Raw genomic sequence first — 21,193 nt, forward strand, 5'->3', positions numbered from 1 at the left:
ATCAGGCCAACCGCCCCAACCGCAGGGCTTCTTCGCGCAGGGCGGCGTGTGACGGGAAGAAACCACCGTCATTGGCGCCGTCGCAATTATATAACGTCGCCACAGTCAGTTGTTCGAGCGGCAGGGTCATCAACTGGCCGGTAAAGCCATTGATACGGCCGCTATGCGTGAAGTATGGCTGCGCATCAATAAAGCCCAGCCGCATCCCCAGCCCATAGCCCGGTGAGCGGGTATTCTCCCGATCCATAGCGAAGGCGCCGTCCTTGAGGCGCACCGGTGTCAGCATGGCGGCGAGGCTTTCCGGCTTGAGGATTTTCCCAGACATCAGCGCTGAATGCCAGCGGCAGAGATCGGCGCTGGTCGAGCGCAGCCCGCCTGATCCGCCGGTGAAACTGGGCGAAACCGGCCACACCTGGCCGAAGCCATCGCGCAAACTTCGAGTGGCGCGATGGCCCTGACAGATATCCGGATCGCCCAGGTTCAGCGGATCGATAGCCGTGCGTGACATGCCGGCCCCCGCAAACAGACGCCGCTGGCAAAAAGCCGCCAGCGGCAAGCCGCTCAGACGCTCGACAATGATGCCGAGCAGGGCGAAGCCGGTATTGCTGTAGACCCATTTCATGCCCGGCGGACAGCGGAACAGCGGGGCGGCGGTCTTGATCGCTTCCAGCAGGCCCTGCTGTGTATAGTCATGGCTTTGCGCGGTCATCAGCATGTCGGCGTGTCGACCGCTCAGATAGTCGTCGAGGCCGGAGGTATGGCTTAACAATTCGCGCAGGGTCATCGCATCTGCGCGCGGAAAATCCGGCAGGAAGCGCGCCAGCGGATCGCCGAGAGACAGCTTGCCCTCTTCCGCCAGCAACAAAATGGCGGCGGCGGTGAACTGCTTGCTGATCGAGGCGATGCGAAAACCGGTGTGCGCATCGACCGGATGCTTCGGCAGCAAGCGGGCGTTTCCGAAACCGGCGGAATAGAGCATGATGCCGCCCTTCATGACGCTGAGGGACAGCCCCGGCGTTATCTGGCGCTCAATCATGCGATTCGCCAGATCATCGAGCGACGGCCAGTTCCGCAGCGGTGGTGGCGGCGACGGGGCAACGGGTTCGGTGGCCGCAGACAGGTCCGGCGCATGAACAGCAGCTTTTGGCAGGAAGGTCGCACCGGCCCACAGAGTCACGGCGCCGCCGGTCAACCCTGCGCCTATGCCCGTCAGGACATCGCGGCGCATCAACAGGGCGCGGGGCTTAGGATCGGTCATTACGTATTCCCGCAAACTCACTGAACAGAGTGTTTGCCGATTTCAGTCGTTTCGTAAAGCCATGCCGTCGGTAAATCAGAGCGCAATCCGATAAAGTGGTCGCCACTTTTCGGATAAATTGCGCGCCAAACAAAAAACCAGAGCAAAAATGACGATTCTATCCAACGTCATTTTTGCTCTAGTGGTGATCAGAGGTCTTCTTCGCCCGTCCGCGCGAAAACATCTGCAAGGCCTCGATAAAGCCGGCGAAGGCCATGGCGGCGTAGATGTAGCCTTTTTCAATGTGCGCACCGAAGCCTTCGGCGATCAGCACCATGCCGATCATCAGCAGGAAGCCGAGCGCCAGCATGACGATCGAGGGGTGGCGGTTAATGAAGGCCGAGATTGGCCCTGACGCCACGAACATCAGGAAGACGGCGACCAGCACGGCGATGATCATGATCGGCAGGTGATCGGTCATGCCGACGGCGGTCAGGATCGAATCGATGGAGAAGACGAGATCCAGCATCAGGATCTGGGCGATGGCTGAGGCGAAGCCGATCTTGACCTGCGGCTTTTTGTCGCCGTTTTCATCCTTGTGCTCGGTCGAGTGGTTGATCTCGCTGGTCGCCTTGTAGACCAGGAACAGCCCGCCGCCGAGCAGGATGATGTCGCGCCACGAGAAGCCGTGATCGAACAGGGTGATGACGACATCCTTCATGCCGGCGAGGTGCGACAGCGTGAACAGCAGGGCGATCCGCATCAGCAGCGCGCCGCCAAGGCCCAGGGCGCGCGCTTTCGGGCGCATGGCTTCGGGTAGCTTGTTGGTCAGGATTGAGATGAAGATCAGGTTGTCGATGCCAAGCACCACCTCCATAACGATCAGGGTCAGGAGGGCTGCCCAGGCGGCAGGATCGGTCGCAAGGGCGGTCAGGTCGGCCATGGTATTTGGTCTCTCATCGGAGGTGTGGCGGTAATATCCATTATAAATAAAAGAATTAGCCTGAATCACAAGACAGGAAGGTCAACAAATCGGCGGGTCGCGTAACTTTGATCTCATAAGTGGACTTAGCCTCAAGAATCTCACCCTGTTTGGTTGCGATGGCAAAAACCCTATGCTAAGAGGCCCGCGGCTATAGCCAGCAGAGGCGCTATGTTTCAGCGCCCGTGAGCTTGTGCCCATTATCCGAAGCCTTGTTTTTCCTGGCTTCGCGTACATTTTTCTGTTGGACACACTTTAGGAATATAGCGTGAACGATCAATACCGAGAAACGGAAGCCGGCGAGCGTTATGCCAAGGCCGCCTTTGACCTCGCCGGGGATACGAAAGTCCTCGACAAGGTGCATGGCGACGTGGCGAACCTGAAGGCGCTCCTGCTCTCCAGCGCCGAACTGCGCACCTTTGTGGCCTCGCAGGTCTACAAGTCGGACGTCAAGCTGAGCGGCCTGCTGGCGGTTGCCAAGAGCCTCAAGCTCAATGCCCTGACTCAAAAGACCCTGGGCGTCCTGGCCGCCAATGGCCGCCTCGATCACCTGTTCCCCTTCATCACCGCTTTCAACAAGCTGTACGACGCCCAAAAGGGTATTGTCAGCGCGGAAGTGACCTCGGCTGTCGCCCTGTCGGACGCGCAGTTGGCGGACCTCAAAAAGACCCTGGCCAAGACGCTTGGCCAATCCGCCGAAATCAGCACCCGTGTTGATCCGGCTCTCCTGGGCGGCCTCAAGGTCCGCGTAGGCTCGCGTCTCTTCGACGCTTCGCTCAAGACCAAACTTGATTCCCTCAAATTCGCCCTTAAGAGAGCGTAACACTCATGGACATTCGTGCAGCCGAAATCTCGGCCATTCTCAAAGCTCAAATCGCCGGTTTCGGTGAAGAAGCCGACGTCTCCGACGTAGGTTCCGTACTCAGCGTCGGTGACGGTATCGCCCGCGTCTACGGCCTCGACAAGGTTCAGGCCGGTGAAATGGTCGTGTTCCCCAAGGCCGGCGTCAAGGGCATGGCCATGAACCTTGAAAAGGATAATGTCGGCGTTGTTATCTTCGGTGAAGACCGCGACATTTCGGAAGGCGACGAATGCCGCCGCCTCGGCGAAATCGTCGACGTGCCGGTCGGCAAGGGCCTGCTCGGCCGCGTCGTCAACCCGCTCGGTGAGCCGATCGATGGCAAGGGTCCGATCGTATCGACCGAACGCCGCCGTACCGACCTGAAAGCCCCCGGCATCATCCCGCGCAAGTCGGTGCATGAACCTGTGCAAACCGGCATCAAGGCGATTGACACCCTGATCCCCGTCGGCCGCGGCCAGCGCGAACTGATCATTGGCGACCGTCAGACCGGAAAGACCGCCGTCGCCATCGACGCCATCCTGAATCAAAAGGCCGTCAACGAAGGCACAGACGAAAGCGCCAAGCTCTATTGCGTTTACGTCGCCATCGGCCAGAAGCGTTCGACCGTCGCCCAGATCGTCAAGGCGCTCGAAGAAAACGGCGCGCTGGAATACACCATCGTCGTCGTCGCCTCGGCTTCTGAGCCGGCCCCGCTGCAATACCTGGCGCCGTTCGCCGGTTGCGCCATGGGTGAATATTTCCGCGACAACGGTATGCACTCCTTGATCATCTATGACGATCTGTCGAAGCAGGCCGTGGCTTACCGCCAGATGTCCCTGCTGCTGCGCCGTCCGCCGGGCCGCGAAGCCTATCCGGGCGACGTCTTCTACCTGCACTCCCGCCTGCTCGAACGCGCCGCCAAGCTGAACGAAGACAACGGCTCCGGCTCGATGACCGCCCTGCCGATCATCGAAACCCAGGCCAACGACGTGTCGGCTTACATCCCGACCAACGTGATTTCGATCACCGACGGCCAGATCTTCCTCGAAACCGACCTGTTCTATCAGGGCATCCGTCCGGCCGTGAACGTCGGTCTGTCGGTGTCGCGCGTCGGCTCGTCGGCTCAGATCAAGGCGATGAAGCAAGTCGCCGGCGCCATCAAGGGCGACCTGGCCCAGTATCGTGAAATGGCCGCCTTCGCCAAGTTCGGCTCCGATCTCGACGCCGCTACCCAGCGCCTGCTGGCGCGTGGCGCCCGCCTGACCGAACTGCTGAAGCAGCCGCAATATTCACCTTTGAAGGTCGAAGAGCAGGTCTGCGTGATCTACGCCGGTACGCGTGGTTATCTCGACACCGTGGCTGTCGGCGATGTCGGCCGCTACGAAAAGGAACTGCTGTCCTCGCTTCGCACCCGTCACACCGACCTTCTGACCGCGATCCGCGACAAGAAGGCCCTGTCGGCTGAACTCGAAGAGCAGCTGAAGACGATCGTCGCCGATTTCACTTCCAACTTCGCCTAAGCCCGGAAAGTTAGTCACACAAAATGGCAAGCTTAAAGGACATGCGCACTCAGATCGGAAGCGTGAAAGCCACGCAGAAGATCACGAAAGCGATGCAGATGGTGGCGGCCGCCAAGCTCAAGCGCGCGCAGGACTCGGCGGAAAACGCCCGGCCCTACGCCAAGCGCATGGCAGCGGTCATCGCCAATCTGGCCAAGGGCATCACGGGCGACAGCGCTCCGCAGATGCTGGTCGGCAACGGCTCGGCGACCCATCAACTGGTCGTCGTCGCCACGGCTGACCGTGGCCTGGCCGGCGGGTTCAATTCGAACATCGTCCGCGCCGCCCGCGAATTCATCGCCCAGCAAACCGCCGCCGGTAACAAGGTCCGTCTCATCTGTATCGGCCGCAAGGGCCGTGACCAGTTGAAGCGCACCTATGCCGACAAGATCGTCGAATCCTTCGACCTGTCGGGCACCAAGGTGCTGACGATCGACGTGGTGGCGCCGATCGCCGACCTGATCGCCCGCGAATTTTCCGAAGGCCGCGCCGATGTCGTGACCCTCTTCTATTCGCGCTTCCAGTCGGTCATCTCCCAGGTGCCGTCGTCCAAGCGCCTGATCCCGGCCGATGTCGATCTCTCAGCCGTGGAAGATACCCAGGGCGCGGTCTACGAATATGAGCCATCCGAGGAGGAGCTTCTCGAAACGCTCCTGCCGCGTAATCTCTCGGTGCAGCTTCTGGCCAGCCTGCTGGAAAACAACGCCGGCTTCTACGCCTCGCAGATGAGCGCCATGGATAACGCCACGCGCAATGCCGGCGAGATGATCAACGCCATGACCCTGAAATATAACCGTAAACGCCAGGCCCAGATCACGACCGAACTGATCGAGATCATCGCCGGCGCCGAAGCTCTGTAAGCGGAGTCGAGATCGGTCATGTCACTGACACAGCAACTCCTGCCAGGCGTTCCGAACGTTGAATCTCTGTTATTCAACGCGTCGCTCGCCGACATGGGTCTGACCGATCTCGAACGCGACATCGCCATCCAGCTGAATACACAGGGGTATGCGGTATTCGATTTTCCGGATGACGAACTCGATGCCCGCATCGAACGCATTCGTGCCGACCTGACGCCAAAATTCGATTTCGCGCAATGGCGGCGATCCGGCTGGAAAAATTCGCATGGCCTGCGCCTGGCCAACGCCTGGCACACCAATGCCGATGTCCGCGCCATCGCTGTCAATGAAGGCGTCATCGATCTTCTGAGCAAGCTCTACGGCCGCAAGGCGTTTCCGTTCCAGACCCTGAATTTCCCGGTTGGCACGCAGCAGCATGTCCATGCCGATACGGTACATTTCTCATCCGTGCCTGAACGCTTCATGTGCGGCGTCTGGCTGGCGCTGGAGGACATAGGCCCGGATGCCGGCCCCCTGATGTACTATCCCGGCTCGCATAAATGGCCGGTGCTGCATAATGACATGCTCGGCCGTTATGTCGGCGCGCAGCGTTTCGAGGATGTGCAGGGGCCTTTCGAGCCTGTCTGGCGCGCCCTCGCGGAGCAGTCCGGTATCCAGCCGGAATATTTCCACGCGAAAAAGGGCCAGGCGGTTATCTGGAGCGCCAACCTGCTGCATGGCGGCAGCGCGCAGACCAATCCGGAAAAGACACGCTGGTCGCAGGTGACGCATTACTTCTTCGAGGATTGCGTCTATTATCAGCCGTCGCATTCGGACCCGTTGGTGTCGAATATCGAGGCTTACGATATTGTTGATATCAGTACGCAACAACTGGTTCCCAACATGTATCTGGGGCGTCCGTATGAGAGCCTGGTAAAAGCGTCGTCCGCCCCTGCTTCACCGGCCATGACGGCGCCCGTCGTTAAGGCCAACGTACCCGATACGGGTCAGGCGCCGCCCTTGCCGGCAGACTTCGACGCGAACCTGTACCTGCTGATGCACCCGGACGTGAAGCGCGCCGGTGTCCCGGCAGAACAGCACTACATGCTTCACGGCTGGAAAGAAAACAGGCGTTACAAGTAATTCAAATATCCGAACCAAACAGACATCGACGTAAAAGGTTTTAAATCATGTCCGCTCCACAAAAGATCACTGCCGCTAAAGGCCGTGTCACCCAGATCATCGGCGCCGTCGTCGACGTGTCGTTCGAGGGCGGTATGCCCGCCATCCTGAACGCTCTGGAAACCACCAACCCCGCCACCGGCGCGCGCCTGGTTCTGGAAGTCGCCCAGCACCTTGGTGAAAACACCGTCCGCACCATCGCTATGGACGCCACCGAAGGCCTCGTGCGCGGTCAGGCCGTGACCGACCTCGGCACCCCGATCACCGTTCCGGTTGGTCCTGCCACGCTCGGCCGCATCATGAACGTCATCGGCGAGCCGATCGACGAAGCCGGTCCGATCGAAACCAAGTTCTTCAATCCGATCCACGCTGACGCGCCTTCGTTCGCCGATCAGGCCACTTCGGCTGAAATTCTCGTCACCGGCATCAAGGTCATCGACCTGATCTGTCCCTATTCCAAGGGCGGCAAGGTCGGCCTGTTCGGCGGCGCCGGCGTTGGCAAGACCGTCACCATCCAGGAACTGATCAACAACATCGCCAAGGCCTACGGCGGCTACTCGGTGTTCGCCGGCGTCGGTGAGCGGACCCGCGAAGGCAACGATCTCTATCACGAAATGATCGAATCCAAGGTGAACGAGCACGGCGGCGGGGGCACCTCGCGCTGTACGCTGGTTTACGGTCAGATGAACGAGCCTCCCGGCGCCCGCGCCCGCGTCGCCCTGACCGGTCTGGCCCAGGCCGAATATTTCCGCGACGTCGAAGGCAAGGACGTTCTGTTCTTCGTCGACAACATCTTCCGCTTCACGCAAGCCGGTTCCGAAGTGTCCGCCCTGCTCGGCCGTATTCCTTCGGCTGTGGGCTATCAGCCGACCCTGGCCACCGAAATGGGCCGTCTGCAAGAGCGTATCACCTCGACCAACAAGGGCTCTATCACCTCGGTTCAGGCCGTGTACGTTCCCGCCGATGACCTGACCGACCCGGCCCCGGCCGCTTCGTTCGCCCACCTTGACGCCACCACCGTTCTGTCGCGCTCGATCGCCGAACAGGGCATCTATCCGGCCGTCGATCCGCTGGATTCGACCTCGCGTATCCTTGATCCGCGCGTCGTTGGTCTGGAACACTACGAAACCGCCACGCGCGTTCAGGAAATCCTCCAGCAATACAAGGCGCTGAAGGACATCATCGCCATCCTCGGCATGGACGAACTGTCAGAAGAAGACAAGGCGACCGTCGCCCGCGCCCGCAAGATCCAGCGCTTCATGTCGCAGCCTTTCCACGTCGCCGAAATCTTCACCGGCACGCCGGGCGTGCTGATGTCGATCGAAGACACCATCAAGGGCTTCAAAGGCATCTGCAACGGTGATTACGATCACCTGCCCGAAGCCGCCTTCTACATGGTCGGCACCATCGAAGACGCTATCGCCAAGGCTGAAAAGCTGGCCGGCGAAGGTAAGTAATTATGAGCGAGAAACTGCATGTTTCCCTGGTGACGCCCGAACGCGAACTGTTCGCGGGCGAGGTCGATCAGGTCGTGGCGCCGGGTGTCGAAGGTGAATTCGGCGTCCTGGCGCACCACGCGCCCTTCATGACCACGCTGGCCGAAGGGGATGTCACCATCCTCGACGGCACGACGAAGCGCGTCTTCCAGGTGCGCGGGGGTTTCGCCGACGTCAACGAAGACGGCATGACCATCCTGGCCGAACACGCCAACGAATACGGCGAAAACGTACATTAGTTTTCGCCCTCAAGCCGGGCGGGCTTGCGCGCCATCAGGCGCGGTGGCCACTTGGCCTTGCCAAAGCGTTGCCTTGGTATAGTGGAGTGGTGAGAATTGAAGAAGCCCGCTGAGTTCGCTCGGCGGGCTTCTTTGTTGTCTGGATCAGAAGCTGGACGGGGTTGAATCCGGTCCGTAATTGCCGCCGGCGCTCAGGCCCGGGGCAGGGGCGAGGCTGGAGGATGACGCCGAACTTTCGCTGCCGGAAGGCAATATCTGCTTGGGAAATTTCAGCAGGTCGCGGACATCGGTCTCCAGATCGCCGGGCAGCCCCAGGTCTTCGCGGATGAAGTGATAGGCCTTGTTGCTGGTGCAGCTACAGACGCGCAGTTCGTTATTTTTATTGCGCCAGATGACCAGCGGATAGGCGACATTGACCTTGCTGTTGCGCAAGCTTGGCGCCAGTTCGGTGATGAATTCGCGCGACGCCCACACCACGCCCGATCGCGCCATATCGTCATCCGCCACCGGAATATTCTCCGCCTTCCAGCTTTCGGCCGGCGTGTTGCGCCATTGCAGGTAAAGCGGCCAGCTCCGATTCAGCCACAACTCGGCGATGGTCGAGCGTTCTTCCGGTGTCGATTGTTTGGTGGTTCCGTTATCAGCGAGCGCAAAAGGCACGACGCGGGTTTCGATACCGCCCGCCTGGAGGCGTGGAAATTCGGTCTCTTCATAGGCGCGGCAGGCTTCACATGTGCGGAAGGTGACGAGATAGACCCAGCGCTTGGCCACCGGTTGGGTGACGGCGGTGGTGACGCCTGATGCGGGGCCTGTGGTCAGGACGGCCTTCTGGAAATCGGGCGAAACATAATCGGCGCGATCGAGCAGGCTCTGGATGCTGGCGATATCGGCCGGGGCGGTGATGGTGACGGGCGCGTAACGCTGGAACTGATCCCAGTAGAACCAGTAGCCCACACCGAAAAGCGTAGGCAGTATGACCACCAGCGCCATAGCCCACAGCAGGAATTTCCGGCTCATTCTCACCCCCGTAAGCCTCCGTTAGAGCATCGTACCATCAGGATCGATTATAATCCTTAACGCGCACTCAGAATACCCAACATGGTTAATATAAGAAATCGATGCAAAACACCCGGAAAAACGTCCTGGGGGGCAGATATTACGCCTTAGCGTTGCAGGAACATGGCGAGGAGTGCAAAAACCACACACAAAACAACCGCGATCCACAGGCCGGCGTAGGGGGCAATTGCCTTGGGACGGCGGCGGTCTTCACTGACCGGCGATGGCGCAAGAGCGGCGTCCTGAAGGCGCGAATGGTGCGTGGCGTCGGGCATGGCCCCTGTCATACAGAGACATCTACGCTTTGCCAAGCGGTATGCTGTAACAGTTAGCCGACAGGCTTGCCGGAAACAGCCGAAGCGGTTTACGACAAAGAAACAGCACCCATAGGCCATCGTGAACCTGCATATCGTCGACGAACTGATTTATGAGCGCGCGCCGAAGCTGGTGCGGTCGCCGCTGTGGCCGGTGGTCAAGCCGGTGCTTTACCTGATCCTGGGCCGCCATAAGGCTGTGCGTATGGCCGACGCCATCGCCGGTATGTCCGGCCCGGAAAGCCTGGATTATGTCTCGAATCTCTTGTCGCTTGAGGTGGTCAGCCGCCAGTCTGACCGGGTGCCGGCGCAAGGCCGCTGTCTCGTTGTCTGCAATCATCCGACCGGTATCGCCGACGGTATCGCGGTCTATGACGCCATTCTCAAGCGCCGGCCGGACGCGATTTTCTTCGCCAATGCCGACGCCCTGCGCTTCAATCCGCGCCTGGCCGAAGCGTTGATCCCGGTCGAATGGGTCGAGGCCAAGCGGACGCGTGAAAAGACCCGCGTGACGTTGCAAGGTGCGAAGGATGCTTTTGAGAGCGAGCGCTGCGTGGTGATGTTTCCGGCCGGGCGTCTGGCGCGACGCAATGCCGAGGGCTGGCTGATCGATCCGGCCTGGGCGCCGACCGCCGTATCACTGGCGCAGAAATATGATGCCCCCATCGTGCCGGTCCATGTCGCCGGACCAGACAGCTTCTGGTTTCACCTGTTCAACCGCTTTTCGCAGGAACTGCGCGACATCACCCTGTTCCACGAACTCCTCAACAAGGCCGGCAAGCGTTTCGACCTGACGGTCGGGCCATTGATCGATCCGCAAACGGAAGGTCTGGATACCGGCCGCCTGAAGGCCTATGTCGAGTTGCAACTGCCGGAAGCGCCGGATAAGGTTTTTCATGCCTGAAATACTTGATCTCTCCCAGCCGCACAGCCTTCACTTGCCCGACGAAGCCGCCACTATCGCGCTGGGCGGCCGCATCGCGCCTTTACTCAAGGCCGGTGATGTCCTCTACCTGCAAGGCGAGCTTGGCATGGGCAAGTCGTCGCTGGCCCGCGCCATTGTCCGCGCCCTGACGACCCCCGACCAGGATGTGCCGTCGCCGACCTTTACCCTGATGCAGACCTATGACGGCCCCGGTTTCGAGATCGTCCACCTCGATCTTTACCGTCTGAAATCGCCGGAGGAATCCTACGAACTGGCGCTCGATGACGCCCTGCCGCACAGCGTCCTGCTGATCGAATGGCCGCAGCGCCTGGGGCATTTGGGCTTTGACGACCGTCTCGATATCGTCCTAGAAGAGGCCGGTAATACCAATTTAAAAAGCGGTCGAAACGTAACGCTTACGCCGCAGGGCCGCTTCAGGGACTAACCGAAAATATGACTGACCGCGAGGCCATCAAACGCCGTTTCCTGCAGAGTGCGGGTTTTTCAGAAGCCGAGCGCCAGCCCCTGCCGGGCGACGCCTCGACGCGCCGTTATGAGCGCCTGGTGCGCAAGGATGGCTCGACCTTCATGCTGATGGACCAGGCCCCGGCGCTGGAAACCCAGCCCTGCCGCCTGAACGAGACGATCGAGGAACGCCAGGCCTCCGGTTATAACGCTATGGCGCGGCTGGCCGCCGGGCGGATGGAGGCCTTTGTCGGCGCCGCGCATTATCTGCGCGCGCAGGGGCTTTCCGCGCCGGAAATCTTCGAGGTCGATGCCGCCAATGGCCTGCTGATCAGCGAGGATCTCGGTGACGACCTGTTCGCGGCGCTGATCGCGCGTGGCGAGGACGAAACGCCGCTTTACCTCAGCGCCATCGAGGCGCAGGCGCGCCTGCACGACTTGACCCCACCGGCGATCCTTGATCATGACTGGCCTCTGCTGAGTTACGATGATCTGGCGCTGAAAACCGGCGCTGGTTTATTCGTTGAGTGGTATCCGAAATACGATCCGTCCCATCCTTTAAGCGATGCGGCCCTCGCGGAATGGGAAGCGCTGTGGGCACCGCTGCGCCAACGCGCCGAAGCCGGGGCCACCACCTTCATCCATCGTGATTACCATGCTGAAAACCTGCTGTGGCTGCCGCAGCGCGAAGGCGTGGCGCGGGTCGGCATGATCGACTTCCAGGATTGCCTGCGCGCCCACCCGGCATGGGATCTGCTGTCGCTGTTGCAGGACGCCCGCCGCGATGTTTCCCGCGAACTGGAGGCGCAATGCCTCGATCATTATTTTGCCTTGCGCCCACAGGTCGACCGCGCCGCCTTCATGCAGGATTACAACGCCCTGGCGACCCTGAACGAGGCGCGCATCCTTGGCATCTTCGCCCGGCTGGTCGTCCATTATCATAAGCCGCGCTATGAAGCCTTCATTCCGCGCATGTGGGGCCATATCGCCCGCAATATCCGTGAACCGGGCATGGAAGGCTTGCGGGACTGGTTCCTGCGTCATGGTTTCGGAGATAAACTGTCGTGATCCCTGAAACCGCCTTTATTCTTGCCGCCGGCCTCGGCACCCGGATGCGTCCGCTCACTGACGACCGCCCCAAGGCGCTGGTCGAGGTCGGCGGCCGCACCCTGATCGACCATATGCTTGATCGCCTGAGTGCCGCGGGGGCGAAGCGGTTCGTCGTCAATGTCCACTATTTCGCCGACCGGCTGGAAGCGCATCTGAAGGCGCGCCGCGATCTCGATATCATCATTTCCGACGAGCGCGACGCCCTGCTGGAAACCGGTGGCGGCCTGAAAAAAGCGCGTCCCATGCTCGGCGATGATCCGGTTTGGGTGGCCAATATCGACAGTGTCTGGCTGGAAACTGCACCGGACGGCACGGCCCTGAAAGCTTTATGCGATCAATGGAATCCGGATGAGATGGATGCCGCTTTGCTGGTTACGTCGATGGAGAGCAGCCACGGTTTCGATGGCGCGGGCGATTTTTTCCTGAGCGATGGCCGGCTGGCTTTCCGGGGTGATGCCCCATCGGCCCCATTCAACTATATGGGCGTGCATATCACCAAGCCGCAGATCGTCGACGCCGAGTCGGAAGGCGCTTTCTCATTGTCGCGTATCTGGCGACGGTTGGCCTCAGAAGGCCGCCTCCATGGCACGGTGTTCGAGGGCCAGTGGATGCACGTCGGCGATCCGGAGGCCCGTGATTTCGCCGAAGCCCGGCTCAAGGGATGAGCGGCCCGGATATCTTTGCCCGGCCAGGGCCGCGCTGGTTCACCATTCCGTCGGGGCGGTGCTTTCTCGACGATCTGGCGCGTGGCATCTGCGAGGCGCTGGGTGATCGTCTCTCGACCGCACAAATCCTGACCCCAACCCGGCGCGGCGCGCGGGCTATGGCGCGGTCGTTTTCGCAACAGGCGCGCGCAGGTGCGCTGCTCTTGCCGCAGATCCGCGCCATTGGTGATCTCGACGAAGGCGAACCGCCGTTCGATTTGGAAGCCTTGGCGCTGGATCTGCCGCCGGCGCTATCCCCCCTGCGCCGGCGCTTTGAGCTGGCGCGCCTGATCACCGCCGAATATGACGGGCTGGACGGCCGCGACATCTCGGCAAAGCTGGCGCTCGAACTGGCCGACAGCCTGGCTGGTTTCTTTGACTCCCTGGCCCTGGAAGAGGTTGACGCGACTGACAAGCTGGAAAATCTCGTTTCCGGTCTGGGTCAGGATCAGTATGCGCTCGAAGGCTGGGCGCAGCACTGGCAGGTTTCTGCAAAATTCCTCAATCTGGCGGTGCGCGCCTGGCCGAAACGGCTGGCAGAGCTGGGCCTGATGGACCCGTCGCAGCGTCAGGTGACGCTTATCCGCCGGCTGGTTGATCAGTGGACGGATCATCCGCCTTGCACCCCGCTTATTCTGGCCGGCACAACCGGCTCGGCGCCTTCGATGGCCGACCTGATGCAGATTGTTGCGACAGCCGAACAAGGGGCCGTGGTGTTGCCGGGGCTTGATTTATCTCTGGCTGAGGATGTCTGGGCGCAGATCGAGGAGTCACATCCGCAGGGGACGATGAAGCGCACCCTGGATCGTCATAAGGTCAAGCGCGAACAGGTCCATATCTGGCCGGCCTCGTTGGAAGCTGATCGCAAGGGCGACGCCCGCCGGCGTATCCTCAATGAAGCCCTCCGGCCCGCCGAAGCCACCAAGGACTGGCTGGCCCAGATCGCCGTGCTCAAGGCCGAAGAAGGCGATACCCTGACCGAGGGTTTGAAAGGCCTGAGCGAAATCCATACAGCGCGTGATGAAGAAGCCGCCTCGGTTATCGCCCTGCTGATGCGTGAAACCTTGGAAACGCCCGATAAGGTGGCAGCGCTGATCACGCCCGATATCGCCCTGTCGCGCCGGGTCGCCGCGCGGCTGTCGCGCTGGGGCCTGCAACCGGATTCCTCCGCAGGTGAACCCTTGGCCAACAGTCTGACCGGCCGGTTCCTGCTTGATGTGCTGGCTCTGTTGGAGGCGCCCCACGATCCGGTGCGTCTGCTTAGCCTGTTGGGTCACCCTTATTGTCGTTTTTCCGGTCATGCCGGGCTGTTTGGGCTGGAAAAACGGATTTTGCGCGGGGCCACGCCCGTCAGCGCCGAGACCATCACACAAATTCTGGCAACGCCTGACCGGCTGGACCGCATCGATCAGAACGCCATTGATCTGTGGGCGGACTATCTCGCCATCATGACGCCGGTGCGGGCGGATTCCTTCAGCGATCTCAGCCGCGCCGTCTCGCGGATCGTCGCCCTGGCGGAAAGTCTGGCGGCGGATGACGGGCAGGTTCTGTGGTCTGGCGCGCCCGGCTTGCAGGCGTCGGAAATGCTGGCCGAACTGATCCGCGAAAGCGCCGGTTTTACCCTCTCCGGCACGCATGAGGTTGGCGATATTCTCAGCCATCTCATCAATCAGGGCAAGGTGCGGACCGGCGGCAACACCCATCCGCGCCTGCTGATTTTAGGGGCCATCGAGGCGCGGCTGGTCAAGGCCGACCGGTTGATCCTGGCGGGCCTCGAAGAAGGTGTCTGGCCGCAGGCGCCGGCGCTTGATCCGTTCCTGTCGCGGCCGATGCGCCAGAAACTGGGCCTGCCGACGCCGGAGCGCCGCACGGGCCTGTCGGCGCACGATTTCGTGCAGGCGGCCGCCGCGCCGGAGGTTTTCCTGATCACCCGCCATCGCCGCGAAGGCGAACCGCAGGTGGCGTCGCGCTGGCTGTGGCGGCTGCAAACCCTGTGCGACGGCGCGGGCCTGAAAATCCCGACCGACGGCCGTTATCTTGACTGGGCGCGGGCGATGGACGCCGGGTTGAAGATCAAGCCACCAGCCTTGAAACCGGCTGTCCGGCCCGCCCCAAAACCGCCGGTGGCTGTCCGGCCGATGTCGATGCCGGTGACGCAGGTCGAGGTCTTTGTCCGCGATCCCTACGCCATCTATGCCCGCCGCATTCTCGATCTGCGGCCGCTGGAGCGTCCGAACGAGCCGGTCGAGGCCCGCCAGCGCGGCACGGCCATTCACAAGAGCCTGGAACGTTTCGCCGAGGCGGGTGTGCTGGGCGATGAAGGCGTTCGCCGCCTGACTGAAATGTTGGAAGAAGAACTGGCAGCGACCAATCTGTCACCGGCGCAGATGGCTTTGCAACGGCCTTTGCTGGCCGGCATGGCGCGGGAATTCGTGGCGTTTGAAACCGAGCGCCGCGCCGCCAAACCGCGTCTGGTCATCGAGCAGCAGGGCGAACTGAAGCTCGGAACGTCTCGTGGCGAATTCAGCCTGACCGCCAAGTCCGACCGCATCGAGGTGCGTGACGAGGGCGTCGATATCCTCGATTTCAAGACCGGTCAGCCGCCTTCGGCCAAGGCGGTGGCGGCGGGGTTCTATCCACAACTGACCCTGACCGCGGCCATACTGCGCCACGGCGGCTTCACGGGTATTGATCATAAGAAACCGGTTGGCGATCTGCTCTATATCCGCGTGTCGCCGGATAGTACGATCGCCAAAAATGCTGTGCTGAAAGGCGAAAACGCCACCGACCTGGCTGACAAGGCGCTGGAAAGTTTCCGCCGCCGGCTGGAGGATTACGCCGATGCGGGCAAGCCCTACCTGTCGTGGACCGCGCCGCAGTTCCTGAAAGTACGCGGGGGTGACTACGATCAGTTGGCGCGGCTCTACGAATGGAGCGTGCTGGGCGATGATGAGTCCCCGGAAGAGGAGCTTTCGGAATGAACGCCCAAAATATAGCTGCCGATCCCAAGGCCTCGTCCTTCCTCACCGCCAATGCCGGCTCCGGCAAGACCTCGACGCTTGTCAACCGCGTCGCCCGTTTGTTGCTCAACGGCGCGAAGCCGGAGCGCATTCTCTGTGTCACCTATACCAAGGCCGCAGCCGCCGAAATGCAGGGGCGGCTATTCGAGCGCCTCGGCGGCTGGGCCATTGCGCCTGATGAAGACCTCGCGCGCGATCTCGCCAGTATCGATGAGGCGGTCCATGATCTGCCGCGCGCCCGCGCCCTGTTCGCCAAGGCGCTGGAAACGCCGGGCGGATTGAAGATCCAGACCCTGCATGGTTTCTGCGAAAAACTGCTGCGGCGTTTTCCGCTCGAAGCCGGTTTGTCTCCGGCGTTTCAGGTGCTGGATGATCTGATCGGCGGTGAACTGGCCAAGACCGCCAGCGACGGCCTGTTGACGCTTGATGCGCCTGATTTGGCGGAGGTCATGGCTGCGCGTGACCGGTTGATCCGTAAGCTGAAGGTTTCCGGTTTTGAACGGCTGCTGTCGCAATTTATTCATCAGCACGAGGATATCGCCGCGACCTTTGCCAAACTGGAAGCGAAGGGTGACTGGGCCACGGCGCTTTTCCAAAGCCTCGGTCTGGAAGGTATCTGCACGACGGTGGAATGTCTCGATGCCTACGAAGCCCGGCTGGAATGGGAGATTATCTGCGATCTCGCCGCCGTTCTCAGCACCGGCGTCTCAAAGACCAATCAGGAGGCGGGGCAAGCCTTCCTAACGCTCTACGAAGACTATCAGGCCGGCAAGGGCCTCGATTTCGATCTGTTGAAAACCATCTTCTTCACCAAGTCAGGCAGCCTGCGCAAGAACATCTATACCAAGGAAACGCCGCCGGGCGACGCCATATTCATGGACCGCATGGCCGTTGAAGTGGCGGCATTGGCCGAGCAGTTGAAAGCGGCAGAAATTGCCGAAAATACGCTTGATGGTCTGCGGCTATTCGCTATTTTCAGCGTCCTTTATCAGGCGGAAAAAAAGGCCAGGGGCGCGCTCGATTTCCAGGACCTGATCAACCGGACCAAGACTCTGCTATCCGATCATCTGATGTCGGTCTGGGTGTTGTTCAAGCTCGACGGCGGGCTGGAGCACATCCTGGTCGATGAGGCGCAGGATACGTCCGGCGATCAGTGGGCCATCGTCAAGGCGTTGTCGGCTGAGTTCTTTACCGGCGCCGGACAAACCAGCGCCTTGCGGACGGTTTTCGCGGTCGGTGATGAAAAGCAGTCGATCTATGGTTTCCAGGGCGCCCAGCCGGATATCTTCCTGAAAGAAGGCCAATATTTCGATGCGCTGATCACGGAAGCGGGACAAAAATTCGTCGCGCCCGACCTGATTGAAAGCTGGCGGACCTTGCCGGAAATTCTCGGCTTCGTTGACGCCGTTTTTCCCGCGCCTGATTTGTCACACGCGCTGAATTTCACTGGCAATGTCGTCATCCACAAGGCGCAACGCAATCTCCACAAAGGACTGGTCGAGCTGTGGCCGCTGGTTTTGCCGATCGATGCGCCGGAAGTGACCGCTGATGAGGTTGATGTCGCGCCGGTTGATGCCGGCGCGCGCGATCCGGCGTCGAAACGCCTGGCGAAGCAACTGGCGGCCACCATCAAGGCCGAGATCGAGTCTGGTCGCGCCGTCTTCACCAAGAAAACCGAGACGCCGCGTCCGCTTCATGCCGGCGATGTGCTGATCCTGGTGCGCAAACGCGATGCCCTGTTCGAGCATATCATCCGTGAACTGAAGATCGCCGGTGTGGCGGTTTCCGGCGCCGACCGGCTCAAGCTAGGCGACCATATCGCCTTTCAGGACCTGCGCGCTTTGATGCGTTTTTGCCTGCAACCGAATGACAATCTGTCGCTTGCCTGTGTGCTGCGCTCACCTCTGTGCGATCTCAACGAGGATGATCTGTACACTCTGGCACAGGGCCGCGAGGGCACGCTGTGGGGCCAGTTGCGCGATCATCCTGATACGGACGGCCGCTTTGCCGAGGCGCGTATTTTCCTGCGCTGGGCCTTGGATGCGGCGCACAACCTGACGGCGTTCGACTTCCTGGCGCGTGTCCTCAATCGCCGCGATAATGAGGGGCGTTCGATCAAGCAGCGCTTCCTGACGCGGCTGGGTGATGAATGCGAGGATGTACTGGAAGAAACCCTGGCCCTGGCGCTGAAAGGTGAGGGCATTGGCCTGAACGGGCTTTCCACCTGCCTTGACCTGTTCGAGTTCCGGGCGGCGCAGATCAAGCGCGAGCAGGAAGAGGGTGGCCGCAGCGTGCGCGTCATGACCGTCCACGGCTCAAAGGGGCTGGAGGCGCCGTGGATCATCCTGCCAATCGGGCCGCAGCATACCAGCGCCAATAAGGACGACCTGCTGTTGCGCGGCGAGGAGGGGGATATGTATCTTTGCGCCGGCGGCCGCAAGGGCGATACCGCCAATATCACCGAAATCCGTAACGCGAAATCGCTTAAAGATGAGCAGGAGGGCCTCCGTCTGCTCTATGTGGCGCTGACCCGCGCCCGCGACCGCCTGACCCTGTGCGGCTATGCCGGCAAGAAGGCCGCCGGCAAGAATAACGCCTTCGATCCGTGGTATGACCTGTTGGCCGATGCCTTCGCCCGCCTGCCGGATACGACGGTTGAGGCCATGCCGTTGAAAGCGCCGTTCGATGATCTGGAACAGGCGCAGACCGCCGTGATCAGGCTCTATGGTCAGCGCTCGGCGACGCTGGCCGCAGAAGCCGCGATCGCGCCGCCGGAGGTTATCCTGCCCGATTTCGTGACGCGGGTCGTCGCCCAGGCCGATGTCGATGCCGAACGCGGCCGCGAGCGCTGGGCGGCGATCTCGCAGATGGGCGACGAGGACCGCGAAGAAGAGGAACGCGCGCCCTCGCCGCTGGAATCGCAGAATGGCCTTGGTCGCTATCGGCGCGGCAATCTGATCCACAAGCTGTTTGAAATCCTGCCGGACATCGCCACGGAAAAGCGCGGCGATGTGGCGGCAAAATATCTCGATCGCCAGCCCGACCTCACGGACAGCCAGCGCCGCGAAATGGCCGGTGCGGTTCTGGCGGTGCTGAGCGATGCGCGCTTCGCAGAAGCCTTCGGACCCGATTCACGTCCGGAAGTGGCGCTGGCCGGCCGGATCGGCCAAATGGCTGACAAGTCGGCGCAGGGCGGCGACATCATGCTCTCCGGCCGCATCGACCGGCTGGTGGTGACGGCGGATCGCGTGGTGATCATCGATTACAAGTCCAACCGCCCGGCGCCCGATCGCGCCGAGGACGCCGCCATCGCCTATCAGCGCCAGATGGCTGGCTATGTCGCCCTGCTGCGGCAAATCTATCCGCAAAAGACCGTGGAAGCCGCCCTGCTGTGGACCGACGGGCCGAAGCTGACGCCCTTAAGTGAGGCTTTAGTAAATCTCAGGCTTGGTGAAATTTTGAATCGTTGATTTATCAGCGGCGACTCACTACCTATGAAGCTGAAAAGTTCACCGAGGATTATTTCCCATGGCTACGCATAAGATCACCGACGAAAGCTTTGAAGCCGACGTTTTGAAGTCCGATACCCCTGTCTTGGTCGATTTCTGGGCCGAATGGTGCGGCCCGTGTAAGCAGATCGCGCCGATCCTTGAAGAACTGGCCGAGGGCCTGGGTGACAAGATCAAGATCGCCAAGATCAATATCGAAGATTCGCCAATGACCCCTTCGCGCTTTGGTGTGCGCGGCATCCCGACCATGATGCTGTTCAAGAATGGCCAGATGACCTCGATGAAGGTCGGCGCCATGCCGAAGGCCAAGTTGCTTGAATGGCTGGGCGAAAACCAAATCGCCTAGGTCGGATATGTGTCTGGCGACAGCGCCAGGCAGTCACCGGCCAGATACAGCGAGCCGCAGATCAGCACCCGCAGGGGGCCGTGCGGCAGAGCTTCTATCGCATCCAGAGGGCTTGAGGCGACAACCGCTTCAAGCCCTTTGCTTTGGGCGGCCTGCACCAGTTCGGCGGGGGGAATGGCGGCGTCGCTGCTGAACGGAACGCAGGATATGTGCGCCTCCAGTCCGGCGAAATGCGCGAAAAATTCGGCGGCGTCCTTGGTGTTGATCAGGCCGCAGATCAGGTGCAGCGGTTTTGGATCGCGCGCCTGCTGCTGGTCGATGAATTCGCGCAAGGCGCGTGCGGCATGGGGATTGTGACCCCCGTCAAGCCAGAGTTCGGAGGCTTTATTATCGAGCGCTTCATAGAGCGGGCCGGCCTTGAACGCTTGCAGGCGCCCCGGCCATTGCGCGGCCTTCAGCCCGGTTTCGATGGCTTCCGTGGGGATGCCCAACATCAGTGCCGCCTTGATGGCCAGTGCGGCGTTTTCGATTTGGTGCTCACCGGCCAGCCTGGGGCGTGGCAGGTCGTATAGCGCATTTTCGTCCTGAAAGATCAGGCGATCGCCTTCGCGCCAGGCGTCGATGCCCTGGCCCATACTGGTCAACGGCACACCGAGCTTCATGGCTTGCCGCTCCAGCGCCTGCGCGGCCTCGTCCGGTTGGCGGGCGGAGAGGGCCGGCATGCCGCGTTTGAAGATGCCGGCCTTCTGGCTGGCGATGGTCTTGAGATCGTTGCCGAGGAAGGCCTGATGATCGTAATCGATAGGCGTGATGATGGTGAGTTTCGGATGCCCGATGATATTAGTGGCGTCGAGCAGACCGCCAAGGCCGGTTTCGAGCAGCAGCAGGTCGGCGGGCGTTTCCGAAAAGGCGAGAAAGGCCGCGGCGGTGGTCGATTCAAAGAAGGTCAGGGGCTGGCCGGCATTGGCGATTTCGACGCGGTTCAGGCAATCGGCCAGATAATCCTCATCAATCAGGGTGCCCGCCAGCCGAATACGTTCGGCGAAGCGGACGAGGTGCGGCGAGGTATAGACGTGAACCTTCAGGCCTTGCGCCTCGGCCATGGCGCGCAGCAGGGCGATGGTCGAGCCCTTGCCGTTGGTGCCCGCCACATGGACGACCGGCGGCAGCTTGTCCTGTGGTCGGCCCAGGGCCTCGCAGACGCGCAGCATCCGGTCGAGATTGAGGTCAATCAGCTTGGGATGCAGGGCTTTCAGGCGTTCAAGCGGGGCGTCGAAGGGGAGTAAGCGGTCGGTCATAGGCTCATCTTATGTCATGGGGCGTGGGGTCTGCGACCCCACATCTTGTCTTTTCCAATAAAAAATCCGGC

The 21,193-nt window shown here is 61.3% G+C and carries 18 protein-coding genes; 13 read left to right on the forward strand and 5 right to left on the reverse strand.

What is annotated here, in order from left to right:
* Position 1: 1 nt before the first annotated feature.
* Positions 2-1,258, reverse strand: coding sequence for a serine hydrolase domain-containing protein (locus VL130_RS05510; protein WP_325361732.1), 1,257 nt, complete (start codon positions 1,256-1,258; stop codon positions 2-4).
* 178 nt (positions 1,259-1,436) lie between these two features.
* Positions 1,437-2,180, reverse strand: coding sequence for a TerC family protein (locus VL130_RS05515; protein WP_325361733.1), 744 nt, complete (start codon positions 2,178-2,180; stop codon positions 1,437-1,439).
* A 307-nt stretch (positions 2,181-2,487) separates the two neighbouring features.
* Here VL130_RS05515 and atpH point away from each other — a divergent pair, with 307 nt between their 5' ends.
* From atpH to VL130_RS05545, 6 genes are read left to right on the forward strand one after another with little or no spacing between them, the layout of a single operon-like run.
* Positions 2,488-3,042, forward strand: coding sequence for an ATP synthase F1 subunit delta (atpH, locus tag VL130_RS05520; protein ID WP_325361734.1), 555 nt, complete (start codon positions 2,488-2,490; stop codon positions 3,040-3,042).
* 5 nt (positions 3,043-3,047) lie between these two features.
* Positions 3,048-4,580 (forward strand): F0F1 ATP synthase subunit alpha, encoded by a 1,533-nt coding sequence (gene atpA, locus VL130_RS05525; protein ID WP_325361735.1) that lies wholly within the window; start codon positions 3,048-3,050, stop codon positions 4,578-4,580.
* Positions 4,581-4,603: 23 nt separating this feature from the next.
* Entirely contained in the window at positions 4,604-5,479 is an 876-nt protein-coding gene (locus VL130_RS05530; protein WP_325361736.1) for a F0F1 ATP synthase subunit gamma, read from the forward strand.
* Between the two features lie 18 nt (positions 5,480-5,497).
* On the forward strand, positions 5,498-6,601 hold the full coding sequence (locus tag VL130_RS05535) for a phytanoyl-CoA dioxygenase family protein (protein WP_325361737.1): 1,104 nt from the start codon (positions 5,498-5,500) through the stop codon (positions 6,599-6,601).
* 47 nt (positions 6,602-6,648) lie between these two features.
* Entirely contained in the window at positions 6,649-8,097 is a 1,449-nt protein-coding gene (atpD, locus tag VL130_RS05540; protein ID WP_325361738.1) for a F0F1 ATP synthase subunit beta, read from the forward strand.
* Positions 8,098-8,099: 2 nt separating this feature from the next.
* Positions 8,100-8,375 (forward strand): ATP synthase F1 subunit epsilon, encoded by a 276-nt coding sequence (locus VL130_RS05545; protein ID WP_325361739.1) that lies wholly within the window; start codon positions 8,100-8,102, stop codon positions 8,373-8,375.
* A 144-nt stretch (positions 8,376-8,519) separates the two neighbouring features.
* On the opposite strand, the gene VL130_RS05550 is transcribed toward VL130_RS05545, so the two are convergent.
* Together VL130_RS05550 and VL130_RS05555 are read right to left on the reverse strand one after the other, a co-directional pair.
* On the reverse strand, positions 8,520-9,392 hold the full coding sequence (locus VL130_RS05550) for a hypothetical protein (protein WP_325361740.1): 873 nt from the start codon (positions 9,390-9,392) through the stop codon (positions 8,520-8,522).
* 146 nt (positions 9,393-9,538) lie between these two features.
* Positions 9,539-9,706, reverse strand: a complete 168-nt coding sequence (locus VL130_RS05555) for a hypothetical protein (protein WP_325361741.1) — start codon at positions 9,704-9,706, stop codon at positions 9,539-9,541.
* A gap of 118 nt (positions 9,707-9,824) precedes the next feature.
* Here VL130_RS05555 and VL130_RS05560 point away from each other — a divergent pair, with 118 nt between their 5' ends.
* The 7 genes from VL130_RS05560 to trxA are packed head-to-tail and all read left to right on the forward strand — an operon-like array spanning position 9,825 to position 19,824.
* Positions 9,825-10,649 carry a GNAT family N-acetyltransferase gene (locus VL130_RS05560; RefSeq protein ID WP_325362376.1) on the forward strand — a complete coding sequence of 275 codons (825 nt, stop codon included), beginning with the start codon at positions 9,825-9,827 and terminating at the stop codon, positions 10,647-10,649.
* The gene (gene tsaE / locus VL130_RS05565; protein ID WP_325361742.1) at positions 10,642-11,115 is read left to right on the forward strand and encodes a tRNA (adenosine(37)-N6)-threonylcarbamoyltransferase complex ATPase subunit type 1 TsaE; all 474 of its coding nucleotides are present in this window, start codon (positions 10,642-10,644) and stop codon (positions 11,113-11,115) included. The genes VL130_RS05560 and tsaE overlap by 8 nt, the downstream gene beginning before the upstream one ends.
* 8 nt (positions 11,116-11,123) lie before the next feature.
* Positions 11,124-12,203, forward strand: coding sequence for an N-acetylmuramate/N-acetylglucosamine kinase AmgK (gene amgK / locus VL130_RS05570; RefSeq protein WP_325361743.1), 1,080 nt, complete (start codon positions 11,124-11,126; stop codon positions 12,201-12,203).
* Positions 12,200-12,910: an N-acetylmuramate alpha-1-phosphate uridylyltransferase MurU gene (gene murU / locus VL130_RS05575; protein ID WP_325361744.1), complete on the forward strand. Its 711-nt coding sequence runs from the start codon at positions 12,200-12,202 to the stop codon at positions 12,908-12,910. The genes amgK and murU overlap by 4 nt, the downstream gene beginning before the upstream one ends.
* The gene (addB, locus tag VL130_RS05580) at positions 12,907-15,930 is read left to right on the forward strand and encodes a double-strand break repair protein AddB (protein ID WP_325361745.1); all 3,024 of its coding nucleotides are present in this window, start codon (positions 12,907-12,909) and stop codon (positions 15,928-15,930) included. The genes murU and addB overlap by 4 nt, the downstream gene beginning before the upstream one ends.
* The gene (addA, locus tag VL130_RS05585) at positions 15,927-19,439 is read left to right on the forward strand and encodes a double-strand break repair helicase AddA (protein WP_325361746.1); all 3,513 of its coding nucleotides are present in this window, start codon (positions 15,927-15,929) and stop codon (positions 19,437-19,439) included. The genes addB and addA overlap by 4 nt, the downstream gene beginning before the upstream one ends.
* A 58-nt stretch (positions 19,440-19,497) precedes the next feature.
* Positions 19,498-19,824: a thioredoxin gene (gene trxA, locus VL130_RS05590; protein WP_018080668.1), complete on the forward strand. Its 327-nt coding sequence runs from the start codon at positions 19,498-19,500 to the stop codon at positions 19,822-19,824.
* Here trxA and VL130_RS05595 read toward each other — a convergent pair.
* Positions 19,821-21,122, reverse strand: a complete 1,302-nt coding sequence (locus VL130_RS05595; RefSeq protein WP_325361747.1) for a folylpolyglutamate synthase/dihydrofolate synthase family protein — start codon at positions 21,120-21,122, stop codon at positions 19,821-19,823. The two genes, trxA and VL130_RS05595, sit on opposite strands and share 4 nt — an antisense overlap.
* Between the last annotated feature and the right edge of the window lie 71 nt (positions 21,123-21,193).

The organism is Asticcacaulis sp. (assembly GCF_035497195.1).
Classification (GTDB): domain Bacteria; phylum Pseudomonadota; class Alphaproteobacteria; order Caulobacterales; family Caulobacteraceae; genus Asticcacaulis.

Bases quoted from the DNA above. Each gene is read 5' to 3' on its own strand.
- VL130_RS05510 (WP_325361732.1), bottom strand. From the start codon at position 1,258: ATGACCGATCCTAAGCCCCGCGCCCTGTTGATGCGCCGCGATGTCCTG.
- VL130_RS05515 (WP_325361733.1), bottom strand. From the start codon at position 2,180: ATGGCCGACCTGACCGCCCTTGCGACCGATCCTGCCGCCTGGGCAGCC.
- atpA (WP_325361735.1), top strand. From the start codon at position 3,048: ATGGACATTCGTGCAGCCGAAATCTCGGCCATTCTCAAAGCTCAAATC.
- VL130_RS05530 (WP_325361736.1), top strand. From the start codon at position 4,604: ATGGCAAGCTTAAAGGACATGCGCACTCAGATCGGAAGCGTGAAAGCC.
- VL130_RS05535 (WP_325361737.1), top strand. From the start codon at position 5,498: ATGTCACTGACACAGCAACTCCTGCCAGGCGTTCCGAACGTTGAATCT.
- atpD (WP_325361738.1), top strand. From the start codon at position 6,649: ATGTCCGCTCCACAAAAGATCACTGCCGCTAAAGGCCGTGTCACCCAG.
- VL130_RS05545 (WP_325361739.1), top strand. From the start codon at position 8,100: ATGAGCGAGAAACTGCATGTTTCCCTGGTGACGCCCGAACGCGAACTG.
- VL130_RS05550 (WP_325361740.1), bottom strand. From the start codon at position 9,392: ATGAGCCGGAAATTCCTGCTGTGGGCTATGGCGCTGGTGGTCATACTG.
- VL130_RS05555 (WP_325361741.1), bottom strand. From the start codon at position 9,706: ATGCCCGACGCCACGCACCATTCGCGCCTTCAGGACGCCGCTCTTGCG.
- tsaE (WP_325361742.1), top strand. From the start codon at position 10,642: ATGCCTGAAATACTTGATCTCTCCCAGCCGCACAGCCTTCACTTGCCC.
- amgK (WP_325361743.1), top strand. From the start codon at position 11,124: ATGACTGACCGCGAGGCCATCAAACGCCGTTTCCTGCAGAGTGCGGGT.
- addB (WP_325361745.1), top strand. From the start codon at position 12,907: ATGAGCGGCCCGGATATCTTTGCCCGGCCAGGGCCGCGCTGGTTCACC.
- addA (WP_325361746.1), top strand. From the start codon at position 15,927: ATGAACGCCCAAAATATAGCTGCCGATCCCAAGGCCTCGTCCTTCCTC.
- trxA (WP_018080668.1), top strand. From the start codon at position 19,498: ATGGCTACGCATAAGATCACCGACGAAAGCTTTGAAGCCGACGTTTTG.
- VL130_RS05595 (WP_325361747.1), bottom strand. From the start codon at position 21,122: ATGACCGACCGCTTACTCCCCTTCGACGCCCCGCTTGAACGCCTGAAA.